At 35.7% G+C, this 15,204-nt stretch carries 13 protein-coding genes; 5 read left to right on the top strand and 8 right to left on the bottom strand.

The annotated features are described in order from the left end of the window. Positions 1-189 precede the first annotated feature (189 nt). Positions 190-2,148 carry a M4 family metallopeptidase gene (locus CHRYMOREF3P_RS10025; RefSeq protein WP_180564524.1) on the top strand — a complete coding sequence of 653 codons (1,959 nt, stop codon included), beginning with the start codon at positions 190-192 and terminating at the stop codon, positions 2,146-2,148. An 80-nt stretch (positions 2,149-2,228) separates the two neighbouring features. Here CHRYMOREF3P_RS10025 and hemH read toward each other — a convergent pair whose 3' ends face one another. Genes hemH through CHRYMOREF3P_RS10010 form a run of 3 tightly spaced genes read right to left on the bottom strand, consistent with a single transcriptional unit; the run spans position 2,229 to position 4,691 of the window. Then, complete coding sequence (gene hemH, locus CHRYMOREF3P_RS10020) at positions 2,229-3,257, bottom strand: ferrochelatase (RefSeq protein WP_077419059.1); 1,029 nt, start codon at positions 3,255-3,257, stop codon at positions 2,229-2,231. Positions 3,258-3,272: 15 nt separating this feature from the next. Then, on the bottom strand, positions 3,273-3,800 hold the full coding sequence (locus CHRYMOREF3P_RS10015) for an NADPH-dependent FMN reductase (protein ID WP_180564523.1): 528 nt from the start codon (positions 3,798-3,800) through the stop codon (positions 3,273-3,275). A gap of 12 nt (positions 3,801-3,812) precedes the next feature. Continuing rightward, positions 3,813-4,691 (bottom strand): NifU family protein, encoded by an 879-nt coding sequence (locus CHRYMOREF3P_RS10010; RefSeq protein WP_077419061.1) that lies wholly within the window; start codon positions 4,689-4,691, stop codon positions 3,813-3,815. A 165-nt stretch (positions 4,692-4,856) separates the two neighbouring features. Here CHRYMOREF3P_RS10010 and CHRYMOREF3P_RS10005 point away from each other — a divergent pair, with 165 nt between their 5' ends. After that, on the top strand, positions 4,857-5,393 hold the full coding sequence (locus CHRYMOREF3P_RS10005) for a gamma carbonic anhydrase family protein (RefSeq protein ID WP_047378983.1): 537 nt from the start codon (positions 4,857-4,859) through the stop codon (positions 5,391-5,393). A 103-nt stretch (positions 5,394-5,496) separates the two neighbouring features. Here CHRYMOREF3P_RS10005 and CHRYMOREF3P_RS10000 read toward each other — a convergent pair whose 3' ends face one another. After that, a complete protein-coding gene (locus CHRYMOREF3P_RS10000) occupies positions 5,497-5,949 on the bottom strand; it encodes a hypothetical protein (protein WP_180564522.1) in 453 nt (150 codons plus the stop codon). A gap of 82 nt (positions 5,950-6,031) precedes the next feature. On the opposite strand from CHRYMOREF3P_RS10000, the gene CHRYMOREF3P_RS09995 reads away from it, so the two are divergent. Then, the gene (locus CHRYMOREF3P_RS09995; RefSeq protein WP_180564521.1) at positions 6,032-8,158 is read left to right on the top strand and encodes a helix-turn-helix domain-containing protein; all 2,127 of its coding nucleotides are present in this window, start codon (positions 6,032-6,034) and stop codon (positions 8,156-8,158) included. A 42-nt stretch (positions 8,159-8,200) separates the two neighbouring features. Here the strand turns inward: CHRYMOREF3P_RS09995 and CHRYMOREF3P_RS09990 are convergent, their stop codons facing one another. Both CHRYMOREF3P_RS09990 and CHRYMOREF3P_RS09985 read right to left on the bottom strand, forming a co-directional pair. Further along, positions 8,201-9,049 carry a M12 family metallopeptidase gene (locus tag CHRYMOREF3P_RS09990; protein WP_077419064.1) on the bottom strand — a complete coding sequence of 283 codons (849 nt, stop codon included), beginning with the start codon at positions 9,047-9,049 and terminating at the stop codon, positions 8,201-8,203. A 227-nt stretch (positions 9,050-9,276) separates the two neighbouring features. After that, entirely contained in the window at positions 9,277-9,732 is a 456-nt protein-coding gene (locus CHRYMOREF3P_RS09985) for a hypothetical protein (RefSeq protein ID WP_175627292.1), read from the bottom strand. A 189-nt stretch (positions 9,733-9,921) separates the two neighbouring features. Between CHRYMOREF3P_RS09985 and CHRYMOREF3P_RS09980 the strand changes: the two genes are divergently transcribed. Further along, a complete protein-coding gene (locus tag CHRYMOREF3P_RS09980) occupies positions 9,922-10,938 on the top strand; it encodes an LLM class flavin-dependent oxidoreductase (RefSeq protein WP_077419065.1) in 1,017 nt (338 codons plus the stop codon). A gap of 54 nt (positions 10,939-10,992) precedes the next feature. Then, the gene (gene ribB / locus CHRYMOREF3P_RS09975) at positions 10,993-12,114 is read left to right on the top strand and encodes a 3,4-dihydroxy-2-butanone-4-phosphate synthase (RefSeq protein ID WP_077419066.1); all 1,122 of its coding nucleotides are present in this window, start codon (positions 10,993-10,995) and stop codon (positions 12,112-12,114) included. Between the two features lie 91 nt (positions 12,115-12,205). Here ribB and fmt read toward each other — a convergent pair whose 3' ends face one another. Both fmt and CHRYMOREF3P_RS09965 read right to left on the bottom strand, forming a co-directional pair. Next, entirely contained in the window at positions 12,206-13,153 is a 948-nt protein-coding gene (gene fmt, locus CHRYMOREF3P_RS09970; protein ID WP_077419067.1) for a methionyl-tRNA formyltransferase, read from the bottom strand. Positions 13,154-13,274: 121 nt separating this feature from the next. After that, positions 13,275-15,179: an ATP-dependent DNA helicase RecQ gene (locus CHRYMOREF3P_RS09965; protein WP_077419068.1), complete on the bottom strand. Its 1,905-nt coding sequence runs from the start codon at positions 15,177-15,179 to the stop codon at positions 13,275-13,277. Positions 15,180-15,204 lie beyond the last annotated feature (25 nt).

The raw sequence follows: 15,204 nt of genomic DNA, 5'->3' as shown, positions 1-15,204 counted from the left end.
TTTTAATTAAATATTTTAATTCAAAAATTATATTGCAAAAAAATTATATTTAAATATTTTTCTTTTTTTTAAAATCATTATTGTGTTTTATTTATTGATCTATAATATCTATTGAATTTTATTTATAATTTATGATGTTTTATTGAGAAAAGTTTATAAATTCGTCAACACAATCAACCAAATATTATTATGAATACGAAATTTATTTTAGTGGCAAGTGTTGCTGCCTGCTCTTTTGTTTTTGGACAAAACACACCATCAAAACTAAATCCGGGTAAAAGTGGATTACACGCAGACTTTATGCGATTCGAAAAAAATGCACCTGCTTTTCAGGGAAGTCCTGTTTTATTTGACGAAGCTACAGAGAGACTTTCTCAGGGGCAAGGGCTCAAGTTAGGACTGGAAAGAGATGCTTTAGGTTTTGAAACTCACAGATTTCAACAGACTGTAAATGGTATTCCGGTAGAATACGGAATGATGGCTGTACAGACAAAAGGAGGAAAAATTGTGGGACAGTCAGGAAAATGGGTTCTTAATATTCCAAAAGGAGCTGAAAAGAAAGCCAATATTTCTGAGACTATCGCTCTTCAGAGTGCTTTATCATTCGTAGGGGCAGAATCCTATAAATGGCAGAATAAAGAAGAGGAAGATTTTATCAAAAGAGACTCCAATGATGCCAATGCAAGTTTTGCTCCTAAAGGTGAATTAGTGTATTATTCAGATCCTACGGATGAAAAAATGAATGATTTAACGCTGGCTTATAAATTCGATATTTACTCAGACAAACCATTAAGCAGACAATATGTTTTTGTAGATGCTAAAAACGGGAAAGTACTAGGAGTAGATGCAATTATTCATGAAGTAAATACTCCGGGAACGGCTACAACCGTTTACAGTGGAAGTCAAAACATAGTAACTGATTCTTATAACGGAAGTTACAGACTGAGAGAAACGGGAAGAAATGCAGGAACATCTGTAGAGACCTATAATCTTAAGAAAACGACCAATTTTGCATCTGCTGTTGATTTTACAGATACAGATAATGCCTGGAATAATGTAAATACCAATAAAGATCAATATGCTACAGATGCTCATTGGGGTGCTGAAAAAACCTTAGATTATTATTATACAAAATACGGAAGAAAAAGTATTGATAATAATAATTTTACCATAAAATCATATGTTCATTATGGAAACAATATCTTCAATGCTTATTGGGATGGCTCGAGAATGCTTTATGGTGACGGAAGTTCTACAACAAATGGTGGTAAACCTTTAACAGCTATAGATGTCTGCGGACACGAAATTACCCATGGGCTTACTTCCAAAACGGCTAACCTTGTGTATCAGAGAGAGCCGGGAGCATTGAACGAAGGGTTTTCTGATATTTTCGGAAATTCAATAGAACGTTGGGCAAGACCAACCAAAGCAAGCTGGACTTTGGGAGAAGATTTCAATTATGTCATCAGAGATATGGCAAACCCTAATGCCTACCGCCAACCGGATACTTATAAAGGTACATACTGGAAAGATGCAACTACCACAGGATGTGCAGTGCCGGGCCAAAATACTAATGACTATTGTGGAGTTCATACCAATTCAGGAGTCCTTAATTTCTGGTATTATTTATTGGTAACAGGAGGTTCTGGTACGAATGATAACGGTTTCGCTTATAATGTTTCCGGAATTGGACTGGATAAAGCAGGAGCTATTGCTTACAGAACATTAACTACTTACCTGACTTCATCATCCAACTATGCAAATACAAGAACCTATTCTCTTCAGGCGGCAGCAGACCTATATGGAGCTGGCAGTAATGAAGTGACACAGGTTACCAATGCATGGAATGCAGTAGGTGTAGGAGGAGGAACTTCTTCTGCGGGACTTGTTGCAGCAGCTTCAAATGTTTCAGCTTATACAATCAGCCCGAATCCTGCAACTGACAGATTCACTGTGAACTTTGAAGGTAAAGCCGGAAAAGGAATTGTAGAAGTGGTAAGTCTTACAGGTAAGAAAGAAATTTCTGAAAAAGTTGAAATTACAGAAGGTGCAAATAAACTGAATGTTCAGCTTCCTTCCAATATGCTTCCTGGAGTATATATTGTAACGGTAAACGGACAGAAAGCAGGAAACCTGATTAAAAAATAGACCAAATCAAATTTTAATATATTCAACGAAAAGGCTGCAAGTTAATTCTTGCAGCCTTTTTTATATTTTGAGTAAAGTGATTATACCAGATAGAAATCATTCAGCTTTTCTTCGCAAAGTGTTTTTACGACATCAATCCATCGGTCTTCATCATTCAGACAGGGAATATAATGGAAATTCTCTCCACCTCCGTGCATAAACTGTTCTTTTCCTTCTACAGAAATTTCCTCCAAAGTCTCAAGACAGTCAGAGACAAATGCAGGACAAACTATGGCCAGATTTTTTATTCCCTTTTTACCAATGGTTTCCAGTGTTTCATCAGTATAAGGCTCGATCCACTTGTCTTTTCCTAATCGTGACTGGAAAGAAACAATAGTTTTTTCTTTTGGTAAATCCAGTTTTTCAATAACACGCTGTGTCGTTTTATAACATTGGTGACGATAGCAGAACTGATGGCTTGGATTGTCATCTCTGGAACAGCAGTCATTAAGATTACAGGTTTTTGTAGGATCTGTCTTATAAATATGTCTTTCCGGAACTCCATGATAAGAAAACTGAAGGGCATCAAAATTTTCTGGAAGTTTCTCTCTAATGCTTTCTGCCAGACAGTTGATATAAATATCTCTGTTGTAAAAAGGTTGAATATAATTGATCTTTACCTTTGGAAACTTCTTTTTTCTTACTTCTTCAGCCTTTTCAATTACCGTTTCCGTAGTACTCATGGCATATTGAGGATATAAAGGGAAAAGAACGATTTCAGTGATTCCCTGGTCTACCAGTTTCTGAATACCCGTTTCAATACTTGGTTGTGCATATCTCATTCCTATTTCCACAGGAACGTCTACCACTTTCTGAAGTTTTTTCTGAATTTGTTCAGTAATGACAATCAGTGGAGAACCTTTATCTGTCCACACCGTTTTATAGGCTTCAGCAGATTTGGCAGGTCTTGTTTTCAGGATAATTCCCTGTACAAGCAGAGCACGAAAGATCCAACGGTAATCAATCACTCTTTCATCCATCAAAAATTCGTCAAGATATTCCTTTACGTCGCTTACAGAGGTTGATCTCGGTGATCCAAGATTGACCAGTAAAATTCCTTTATTATTCAATATTCTAATTTTTAATTATGAAACAGACGTTGTAAAATCTGCTACTAATTTTGATACTTTAGCAAAGGTATTACTTTCCAGTAAGCCATTGCTGTCAAATTTGCCTTTTATCCCCTTTATTAATGCCTGATGTTTATCATCTGTTACCGCTCCAAGAGTCTTTAAAATCATTAATAACTCTTCGTGGCCTTTTTCTCCACTGGCTGATGCGGTAATTACTGACACTGGCTTTTCAGAAAAGATTGTTGTGGAAACACACCATTCCAACAAATTTTTTAATCTGCCGGGAATACTGAAAATATATTCCGGAGTGGAAAATATAACACCTGCTGAGTTTTTAATATCCTTTCTGATCTTCTGAACTTCATCAGGAATATTGTCATCCGTTATTGCAGTATCAAAATGAGGAAGAACAGAAAGATTATCATACATCTGAAAATCTGTATTTCCTATCTTTTCCAGGACCTGTTCCATAAGTTTCTGGTTGCTGGAATTCTCCGACGCACTTCCAATGATAACCACAATTTTCTTTTCGGGAGGCATTTTCAAACTGAATTATCCGTTTACAGCTTCTACTTTTTCTACCAGATCCGGAACGAATTGTTTTAAAATATTTTCAATTCCGTTTTTCAAAGTAGCCGTAGAACTTGGGCAGCCTGAACAAGCTCCCTGTAGAAGCATTTTTGCAGTTTTGCTCTCCTGGTCATATTCCATCAATGAAATCTTTCCACCATCATTTTCTACTGCAGGAGCCACATATTCATTTAAAATGTCAGAAATTTTCTGCTCATCTTCCGTATAATCTCTGTTGATGATCTTTTCAACAGGGTTTTCGTGTTTCTGAGGCTCTACTTTAGAAATCTCACCTCCATTTTGAAGATACTCGGCAATAAGTGCACGAACAGTCATCATCACCTGATGCCATTCTACAGAATTGTCTCTGGTAACAGCTACAAAATTGTCAGAAATGAAAACTTCTTTTGTAAATTCAAATTCTTTAAAGATTGCCTGTGCCAAAGGAACTTCTTCAGCGGCTTCAATAGATTTTACTTCCACAAAACCATCCATCAGTAATTTGCTTGAAACAAATTTCATTACATTAGGATTTGGAGTCATTTCAGCATAGATCTGATACATTTCTTTTTTCTTTTGAAGGTAAATTCTTGGGTTGGCCAATAATTCATCCTCAATCACATTTTTCAGACTTTCAGCTACATGTTCCCATTCTATGGTATCCTGTTTAGCCACAGCTACAAAATTAGCCGTTATGAAAATTCTTTCTACAAACGGATAATTGAAAAGTTCCTGTGCCATAGGAATTTCTGAAATATCTGAATTTCTGTCCAACTCTAAAGACCCTGGAATGAGATTGTAATCTGCTACAAATTTCATTACTTTCGGGTTTTCGGTAGGTTCTATAAGTACGGTACGCATTTTTTCGTTAAATTTGAGATACAAAAATACGCATTAGAAGTTAGACGCTGAAAATTGAGAGTTAGATTTTTGCTATCACTGTAATTTAGAAGTTAGATACCAGAGACTATAAGCAGAAGATCATTATTTTCAATTGGCATATTTTCAAATTTTCAAATTAATATTATGGCACTTATAAAAGAACTTTTAGGAAAAGCACCACAGATCGGAGAAAATACTTTTTTAGCAGAAACCGCTACTATTATTGGTGATGTTACAATGGGAAGAGACTGCAGCGTTTGGTATAATGCTGTGATCAGAGGCGATGTTCACTATATAAAAATGGGTGACAAGGTAAATGTTCAGGATAATGCAATGCTGCATTGTACCTATCAGAAACATCCGCTGAATATCGGAAATAACGTTTCTATCGGACATAATGCAATTGTTCATGGGTGTACCATTAAAGATAATGTCCTGATTGGGATGGGAGCTATTGTAATGGATGACTGCTTGGTGGAAGAAAATTCTATTGTAGGGGCAGGTTCTGTAGTAACTCAGGGCACTCATATAAAATCCGGAGAAGTTTGGGGTGGAGTTCCTGCAAAAAAAATCAAAGATATTAATGCTCAGCTATTAGAAGGAGAAGTTAACAGAATCGCTGATAACTATGTAAAATACTCATCGTGGTATAAAGAAAACGTGAAAGATCATCAATTCTAATTTACCTTTGAATGGTCAACATTCAACATTGACCCTATAAATATAAAAGCTCCGTCCTGAGACAGAGCTTTTTTCGATTTGATATAGAACCTTTGTTTTATTGTTAGTTATTGTCCGGAGTGATCAGTCTGATTTTTCCATGAATACATTTCAAAGATGTAGGAGGTGTGATTACTACACAGTCAGACATGATATTATATTTTTCATTAAAAGTTTTTACTTTATCCGTGTAATCATTTACTCTCAGTAAGAAAGCAGTTTCTATTTTCTTGGGATAAGCAATGTATTGCTGAGGTCCGCCACAGGATTTTGCTCCCATAGGCGCAAATGCCCATTCACTGGGATCCGTACATTTTTCTCCGGACACTTCAGATTCAATAGAAGCTTTTAATCTATCGAGTTGTGCCTGCTCATACTTCTGACTGTCTTCGTCAACAGGTCTGTCTGCGATATCAACAGGAAGATTGGTATTGGCATTTTTTGATGTGTTACAGGAAACCATAGTTAATGTAGTACATAATACTATCACCGGGAAATGGAAGAATATTTTTTTCACAATAAACTTTTTTCTTTTTAAGAATTTTCAAAACTTATGCCAAGGTAAGAAATTCAAATTCATTTCCGTATTTTTGACAACGATGAACAATCATTTTTTTGACTTAATAGAATATACGAATAGAAGTGTTTTTCTGACTGGGAAAGCCGGAACAGGTAAAACGACATTTCTCAATGATTTTGTAAGACGTACAAAGAAAAAGCATATTGTAGTAGCACCCACAGGAATTGCTGCAATCAATGCGGGCGGCGTTACAATTCATTCCATGTTTGGACTGCCGTTGAGAACTTTTCTTCCTACGACAGAAAGAATAGACACCAGTTTGGCTAATAATATTGCCGATCTGATGCCCCATTTCAAATACCGTAAAGATAAACTGAAGCTTCTGAGAGAAGTTGAGATCATTATCATTGATGAGGTTTCCATGTTGAGAGCTGATGTTCTTGATATGATGGATTTTTCTTTGAGGTTTATCAGAAGGAATAATCAAAGGTTTGGGGGAGTACAGATGCTGTTTATTGGAGATTTGTTTCAGCTTCCGCCTGTGGTGAGGGATGAGCATATTCTTAAAATGTATTACAATTCACCCTTCTTTTTTGACAGTCATGCCATTAAGGAAATTCCGATTGTTACCATTGAACTGACAAAAGTTTACAGACAGTCTGATCAGGGATTTCTGGCGATTCTGAATGCTATCCGTGACGGTGATGTGGATAATATAGATTTTAACCACCTCAATGAAAGATACGATCCCAATTTTGACATGGGGAAAGAATCTTACGTATACCTGTGCTCTCACAATAGAATGGCTGATGAAATCAACCTGGAAAAACTGGCGGAGATAAAGGTAGATCCTCAAACTTATGAAGCTAAACTTGTAGGTGATTTTAAAGAAAATCAGTTTCCAAACGAACAGTTTTTAGAATTGAAAATTGGCGCTCAGATCATGTTTATCCGAAATGATATTTCCGGAGAAAAGAAATATTTCAACGGGAAATTAGGCGAGATCATTGGATTGGATGAAAATGAAATTCGTGTTGTTCTGGATGAAAGCGAAAATGAAATTGTAGTTAAAAGAGAAACCTGGGAACAGAAAAAATATTTCCTTGACACTGATAAAAATATCCAGGAAGAAGTATTAGGAAGTTTTGAACAATTTCCGATAAAACTGGCCTGGGCTGTTACTATTCATAAAAGCCAGGGACTGACGTTTGATAAGGTAATTATTGATGCCGGAAAAAGTTTCACGGCAGGTCAGGTATATGTGGCTTTATCCCGTTGCAGAACATTGGAAGGAATTGTTTTAAAATCAAAAATTACCCCTGAAGTTATTTTCAAGGATAACAGGATTTTGCATTTCCATACGGATACTATTGCCAATGATCATGTGGAGGCTATTCTGAATCAGGAAAAATATGACTACAGCATCAGGAAAGTACTTCGTACGCTTGACTGCACATGGTTTTTAAAAGAAGTAGAGGAATGGAATAACCTGTCTATTGTGACCAAGAATATAGATCATGCCAAGACTAAACAGCTTTATCTTCAGTTGAAACATGAAGCAGTAAATCTTGGAAAAATCTTTGAAAAACTGGAACGAATCATTTTCCAGAAAGTCAATAATTTTATTGAACAAAAAGAAGACTGGTCTGAGATTGAAAGCAAATCGAAAGGAGCCGTTAATTTCTTCTTTATAGAAACCAGAAATAAAATTTTCGATCCTTTGAAAGAGTTTTATGCTGAAATAAAAGGAGCGAAGGGTTTAAAACAATATAACGAGGAATTCAAAAACTGGCTGGAAGATATTGAAGAATACCTGAACAGTTTAAGAGAAATTTATCTTCTGGAAACTAAACTTTTAGATGAAAAGAATGATAAAGAAATCAATCTGAAAATAGCTAAAGTTCCGTCTCAGGTTTTAACCTTTCAGTTATTTGAACAGGGAAAAACTATCGGAGAAATTGCTTTGGAAAGAGGTTTGGTAAAAGAAACGGTTATTGGCCATCTTGCCAAATTTGCAGAACAGGGATTGCTGGATATCTCCAGAGTAATCACCTCAGATAAGATCAGGGCTTTTGAAGATGAATTCTACAAAAATCCACACGAAACATTGACTGAGTGGAAGAGTGCATTACCAAGTCACTTTGAATTCAATGAAATCAGGATTTTGATTAATCATTATAATTATAAAAAAGGGAAGAATTCATAAGAATTCTTCTCTTTTTTGATGGTCACAAAAAATTCTTTAAAATTAAGGGTACATAGCATTAATGGTATTGATATCCCCGGTTGTAAAACCTGTTCTATTATATGTAAAGCTTGAATTATCTGCTCTTGTAATAGTTGGAAGCCCGTTTTTAGAATAAGAAGTCGGCCAGTACATCATCACTGAATTGATATTGAATGGTCCTATATCTGTCCCCGAGCTATAAATATTGAAATTATATGACTGCCCACTTTGGATATTATTCCAAAGAATTTTTACATATTGATCTCTGTCTTTGCGGGTGTGTTCATGATAAAGCCCTATCGTATGTCCCATCTCATGAATTACCGATCCTACAGAAATATATTGATCCAAAGAAACAGTTTGTTTTCCTCCCTGATATCCAATATGAGCCCAGCCGTCTGATCCTGATGAACTTCCAAAAATAAATTCTACATAATTTGTTTGGTTGGTACGTGGAATCCACTGAGTATTTGTTTTTGTATTGTACTCATTCACGGCAGAAGTAATTTTATTAGCATTGATAGATCCCATATTACTGGCAACAGTATAATAAATTTTACTGCTTGGCCATCTTGAATAGCTTGCACCGCCCTTATTGAGTTCACTGCCTTCTGCCAGCTGTTTGTCGGAGAGAACAATGTCTCCCTGGAAAAAATTCATTCCGTTTTTTCTTTCATAACTAATTTCCTGGCCATTCAATTGCCCTTTTTTGACATTTTCAGTAGTAAAAGCATTAGTTTGAGCTTCGGAGGTTATTTCTTCATTGTTTTTACTACAAGATGTTAATACTGCAGCAATAACAAGGCTCATAAAGACAGTTCTTCCTGTCAGAATCTGCCGGGAAAACAGATTGTTTGGTTTTTTGTTCATGTTAAAGTTTTTAAAGATTTGGTATACGAATATAATTAATATTTCTCTTTTTATTGAATTATTAATGTTAAAAAAACTTTTATATGATAATTATTGAATGTGAGAATTCGCTTGAGTAAAATAAAAAAAAGTTTTGAAAATACTCAAACCCTTTTTCATTTTATTCGTTTAATAAATCCTGATTAACTCTGTAACTCTGAGATAAAGAGTTAATAAATATTTTTCATTTAAATATTAATATCGAAGATTAATTTTCTTTTATTGTTGTCATAGAAAGTAGCCCGATAGCTTCTGTCTCTGAATTCAGTTTCGGTATTTTCTATTTCCCTAAATCTATTTTTATCTGTTCCGGAGAACTCAATAATTTCAAAATACTTTTCATCAATATGGTTAAAATCTACCAGTTTCAAATATTCATCAATTGAATTTCTATCAATCATAATTTTTCCACCACCAAATTGATGTCTGTTCTGACCATTTTGCTTAATACCGGATATCCAGTATTCTTCTCCTGTTTCTATATCAAAATGATTGGCATTGATTCCTGGCTTTTTAAGTTTTTTGAGAGCCTTGTTATCAAAATAAACAGTTTGCCCGGATTTTGAAAATTCTACAAAACCAATCCATGCCGGACCGTGATGACCGAAGGATTTGTTTTCGATATACATTACCTTTGTTTTCATGTTCTTGAATGATGTTGCAATTTACTCAAAATTGTATAACTAAAATCAGGTAAAGAAAATTTGAATTCCAATAGTTTTTCCCTGAATTAACTGATCGGTTTTATTAATTACAAAAAGTAACTAATGCAGTTTTTATGTTTTAAATTTGTATGGTTTTTTTCGAGACCAAAGAAAAATTAACATCTCAATATGAAAAATTTTGAAATTTCTGTTTTAGATCTTGCACCAGTAAAGCAAGGTAAAAGCATTCACGATACTTTTCAGGACAGCTTATCATTAGCCAATCACGCTGAAAATTTAGACTATAAAAGATTCTGGCTTGCAGAACATCACAATATGGAAAGTATTGCCAGTTCGGCAACTTCTGTTTTGATTGGGTTTATTGCCAATGGGACCAAAAAAATCAGAGTAGGTTCTGGAGGAATTATGCTTCCCAACCATAGTTCTCTGATTATTGCAGAACAGTTCGGTACTTTGGAGTCTCTTTTTCCCGGAAGAATAGATCTTGGAGTTGGGAGAGCACCCGGAACGGACGGATTGACGGCTCAGGCTTTAGGAAGAAATCCTGCAATTATTAATGAACAGTTTCCAAGACAGATTCTGGAACTTCAAAGATATTTTTCTAAGGAAAATTCAGATGCTATGGTTCGTGCTATTCCCGGAGAAGGGCTGGATATACCAATTTATATTCTGGGATCAAGTACAGACAGTGCTTGGCTGGCGGCGGAACTTGGTTTGCCGTATGCATTTGCAGGACATTTTGCTCCGGAGCAGATGGAAATGGCTTTTAAAATATACAGAGAACATTTTGAACCTTCAAAATATCTGGATAAACCTTATATCATTGCCTGTGTAAACGGTGTAGCAGCAGAAACTTCAGAGGAAGCTCATAAAATCTCCACCACTTTATTTCAGGCCTTCATCAATATTGTAAGAAATGACAGAAAACCTTTCGCTCCGCCTGTTGATGATATGGACGAAATCTGGTCTCCAATGGAAAAATCCATGGTTTTACAGAAGTTGAGATATACTTTTATTGGTGATCAGGCTGAAGTTCAGGAAGAGCTTAAAAGTTTCCAGGAAAAATTCCAGGTTGATGAACTGATCATCAATTCGCATATTTATGATCATCAGAAAAGATTGAGATCTTATGAGATTTTCAGAGAGGCAGCTAACTCTATCCAAAGCGTAATAAACCATTCATAATTAGTTGGCAGATGCTTATTTTTATGAGTATCTTTGCAAAAATAAAAAGTAAAAATGTCCGATATTAAATTAAATACTATTCCAGAGGCTATTGAAGACCTTAAAAATGGTAAAATAATCATAGTAGTAGATGACGAAGACAGAGAAAATGAAGGAGATTTTCTTTGTGCAGCAGAGTTGACAACACCGGAAATTATCAATTTTATGGCTCTTCACGGAAGAGGGCTTATTTGTATGCCGCTTCCTGAAAAAAGATGTGATGAACTTGGGCTTGAAGTGATGGTAAGCAGAAGCAGTGATCCTAAAGAAACGGCTTTTACTGTATCGGTTGACCTTTTAGGAAACGGAACATCTACCGGAATTTCTGCAGGAGACAGAGCCAAAACAATTTTAGCACTGATGGATGAGAAATCCAAGCCTACAGACTTTATGAGACCTGGCCACATTTTCCCGCTTCGTGCAAGAAAAGGAGGAGTATTGAAAAGAGCCGGACATACTGAAGCTGCCATTGATCTTACTAACTTATCAGGTTTGAAAGAAGGCGGTGTGATCTGTGAGATTATGAATGAAGATGGTACAATGTCCCGTCTGCCTGAACTTCATGCATTCGCTCAGAAGCACGATATGAAGATCGTTTCTATTGAAGATCTTATTCATTACCAACTTAAAAAAGGAAACCTGGTAGAAAGACTTGAGGAGAAAAAAGTAAAAACGCACTACGGTGAGTTTGATTTTTATGCTTTCAGAGAAACTTCCAATGACCAGATCCACTTTGCACTGACAAAAGGAACATGGACTGTAGATGAGCCGGTTTTGGTGAGAGTACAGTCTTCAGATTCTTATTTTGATGTATTGACAAGATTAAACAACGGTGAGAAGCCATTATTGGAAAAAGTAACAGGTATGGTAAATGAAGCTGGAAAAGGTGCAATCATTTTCATCAATAATGTTTCTAACTCTGAAAATACATTGAGAAAACTTCAGCAGTTCCTGAACTATCAGGACGGGCAGGAGCAGCATCCTACTTTAGCATACAATTACAGAGATTATGGAATTGGAACGCAGATCTTAAAGAATTTAGGAATCAACAAGTTCAAAGTAATCACTCAAAACCCTAATATCAAGCCTCAGGTTGGAGGATATGATGTAGAGGTTACTGAGATGGTACAACTATAATAAAACGGATAGTCAACTTTGACTGTTTATCATAAAAAAGGTTTAGAAAAATTCTAAACCTTTTTTATGTTGATGAACTGAATGTAGTCCTTTATGTTAATGAGATTCCATCAAAATTTCTGAAACCATTTAAGAAATCTTTTACAGTCATTCTTTTTTTACCTTCCAACTGAAGTTCCAGAGGATAATAAATTCCGTCCTGAGTATAGATTTTAAATTCATTTTTGGAAATATCTAAAGTTCCTGCCGGTTTTTCATGATCAGAAAGTTCAAATTTACCGCCGAATATTTTTAATCCTTTTTCTTCGTTTTCAATTTTTAAAGTAGTGAAAGCTGCAGGATAAGGCGACATTCCCAGAATAAACTGATGAACAGTTTTTGAAGATTGATCCCACTTGATTCTTGTATCTTCCTTGAAAATTTTATAAGCATTCTTAGGATGTTCTACCTGTGGCTGAGGTTTTTCTTCAATGGCATTTTCAGCCAGACCATCTAGTGTTTTAACGACTAGTCCTGAACCCATTTCCATGAGTCTGTCGTGAAGGCTTCCTGCATTTTCGTCAGGTAAAATTTCTATTTCCTGTTGAAGAAGAATATTACCTTCATCAATTTTTTCATTAATAAAGAAAGTCGTTGCTCCTGATTTTTTTTCACCGTTAATTACTGCATAATTGATGGGAGCAGCTCCTCTGTAATCCGGCAGTAAAGATGCATGAAGATTGAAGGTACCCATTTTAGGCATTTCAAAAAGAACTTTGGGCATCATTCTGAAAGCCACTACTACAAAAACATCGGCATCCAGGTTTCTAAGTTCTTCCAAAAACTCAGGATTTCTCAACTTTTCCGGCTGAAAGACAGGAATATTATTTTCTTCAGCATAAACTTTTACAGGGGATTGGTGTATTTTCTGCCCACGTCCACTTGCTTTATCAGCTACAGTTACAACACCTACCACCTGATGGTGAGATTGATGGATTGCCTCCAAAGAAGTTTTTGCAAACTCAGGAGTCCCTAAAAAAACGACTTTCAATGATTTCATGCTGCAAAGATAAGTTTTTGATCTGAGAGTCGGAAGATATTGAAGTTCGAGGGTGAGAGAGTTTTAGAGAAGAGAATAGCTTACTAAAGTGTTTTTGCGCCTTTATTGCACTACATTATCATTACTGATTCAGTTCGTAAGTCCTGAAGTTCAGCATTCTTACTTTTCCGGAATCTAAAAGGAAAATAAGATTTTCTAAGATATTCTCTTTAGAATGATAACTCAGCTGTATAGAAAGCTCTTCAATCGTTGCCGGCTTTTTAGTTAATAAATTGATGATCTGCTGAGAAATATTCTTGCCAAACATTGACTGTTTATTTTTTTCACAAACAGAACACTGGCCACAGTTTTTTGAATTTTTTTCGCCAAAATAGGCTAGGATGAGTTTCATTTTACAGTATTTATTATTTTCTGCGTAAAACTTCATCTCTTCCCATTTCTGGATTTTGTTTCTCTGAATATGTTCAAATACCTTCCAATAAGCACTATTTACCGCTCTTTCATCACGGGGTTTAAGGAATTTAATACTGGAAAGCGCACCGTCAATATATTCAAGATAATTCTTTTGCTGCAGTTCCTTAAGACGTTCTTTGATCAAAGGGACACCGACATTGATTTTATTGCTTACCTGCTGTTCACTGAACATTACTTTGTGAGTAGTGATGCCAGATACAGTACGGAAAAGAAGCTCTATGAAATGAGCATCTTTTTGTGGCAATTGATCTATCTCATCAGCTTTGATAAACAGTTCAAGTGAGGACAGACTTTTATTTTCATTATAGTAAATAATCTCCTGGTTGTGAAGAAAATTGAGTATGTTGTTGATTTTTGCTTTCGACAGTTTGGTAAAATTCTGTATACCCAGAGTATTCAGCTGAAATGTTTTTTCAGGAAGTTCAAATTCTGCTACCTGAAAAATAGAGTAGAGGTAGCTGATGATCTTTAAAAATTCTGCTTTGTTGGGCGTTTGATTTTTTAAGATCTGATCAAAATTCAGGAGTTCCTGTTTATTCCAAAGCATGAAGGCAAAACTGTCTTTTCCATCCCTTCCGGCCCTTCCGATTTCCTGATAATAGTTTTCCAGCGAGGCGGCAGGAGAATAGTGAATTACAAAACGTACATTATCTTTGTCAATACCCATCCCAAAGGCATTGGTAGAAATAAGAACATGGTTGTCACTGTTGTTCCAAAGATTCTGTCTGGTGTTTTTTTCTCTGGTCGTTAAGCCTGCGTGAAAATAATCTACATTTTTCAGTTGATTTTTTTTCAAAAATTCTGCCAGCAGTTCAGCTTCTTTTCTGGTTCTTACATATACAATTCCAGAATCGTTGCTGTATTTTAAAATATCAAAAACACGTTGGAATTTATCAGATACTTCATCTGAAAATATTTTGATATTATCTCTCTTAAAACTTTTTTGGAAAACAAAAGGTTTCTTCAGTTCTAATTTATTTTTGATTTCTTCCAGAACTTTTGGAGTTGCCGTTGCGGTCAGGGCAAGGCAGGGGATCTCAGGATTGTTGCTTCTGAACCCTTTAATATTCTGATAGCTTGGTCTGAAATCCTGGCCCCATTCTGAAATACAGTGAGCTTCATCAACTGCAATAAAAGATAACTGGATTTCTTGCATGTTCTGAATAAACTGGCTATTGGTAAGTCTTTCAGGAGAAACATAGAGTAATTTTGTGAGGCCTTCTTTACAGCGATTGTAAATTGTTTCAACATCATATTCATCCAGTTCGGAAGAAAGATATTCTGCTTCAATGCCACGGGATTTAAGCTGATTTACCTGATCTTTCATCAATGCAAGTAAAGGAGAAACTACCAGGCAGGTTCCTTCTTTCAATAAAGCGGGCAACTGATAGCATAGCGATTTCCCTGCTCCTGTGGGTAACAGAACCAGCGTGTCTTTTTCATTAATGACGGCATTAATAATTTCTTCCTGAGCATCTCTGAATTCGGTGTAACCCCAGAAATACTTAAGGGTATCATATTTGAGCTTTTGAAAATCCTGCGGCGAAATCATGTTGTAAAAATAAGGAAAGTATTAT

Origin of the sequence: Chryseobacterium sp. JV274, assembly GCF_903969135.1 — a bacterium.
Lineage (GTDB): Bacteria > Bacteroidota > Bacteroidia > Flavobacteriales > Weeksellaceae > Chryseobacterium.
Note: the sequence above shows the minus strand (reverse complement) of the source record. Positions and strands in the feature narration are given on the sequence as shown.

Bases quoted from the DNA above. Each gene is read 5' to 3' on its own strand.
- CHRYMOREF3P_RS10025 (WP_180564524.1), top strand. From the start codon at position 190: ATGAATACGAAATTTATTTTAGTGGCAAGTGTTGCTGCCTGCTCTTTT.
- CHRYMOREF3P_RS10015 (WP_180564523.1), bottom strand. From the start codon at position 3,800: ATGCCTCCCGAAAAGAAAATTGTGGTTATCATTGGAAGTGCGTCGGAG.
- CHRYMOREF3P_RS10010 (WP_077419061.1), bottom strand. From the start codon at position 4,691: ATGCGTACCGTACTTATAGAACCTACCGAAAACCCGAAAGTAATGAAA.
- CHRYMOREF3P_RS10005 (WP_047378983.1), top strand. From the start codon at position 4,857: ATGGCACTTATAAAAGAACTTTTAGGAAAAGCACCACAGATCGGAGAA.
- CHRYMOREF3P_RS09995 (WP_180564521.1), top strand. From the start codon at position 6,032: ATGAACAATCATTTTTTTGACTTAATAGAATATACGAATAGAAGTGTT.
- CHRYMOREF3P_RS09990 (WP_077419064.1), bottom strand. From the start codon at position 9,049: ATGAACAAAAAACCAAACAATCTGTTTTCCCGGCAGATTCTGACAGGA.
- CHRYMOREF3P_RS09985 (WP_175627292.1), bottom strand. From the start codon at position 9,732: ATGAAAACAAAGGTAATGTATATCGAAAACAAATCCTTCGGTCATCAC.
- CHRYMOREF3P_RS09980 (WP_077419065.1), top strand. From the start codon at position 9,922: ATGAAAAATTTTGAAATTTCTGTTTTAGATCTTGCACCAGTAAAGCAA.
- ribB (WP_077419066.1), top strand. From the start codon at position 10,993: ATGTCCGATATTAAATTAAATACTATTCCAGAGGCTATTGAAGACCTT.
- fmt (WP_077419067.1), bottom strand. From the start codon at position 13,153: ATGAAATCATTGAAAGTCGTTTTTTTAGGGACTCCTGAGTTTGCAAAA.
- CHRYMOREF3P_RS09965 (WP_077419068.1), bottom strand. From the start codon at position 15,179: ATGATTTCGCCGCAGGATTTTCAAAAGCTCAAATATGATACCCTTAAG.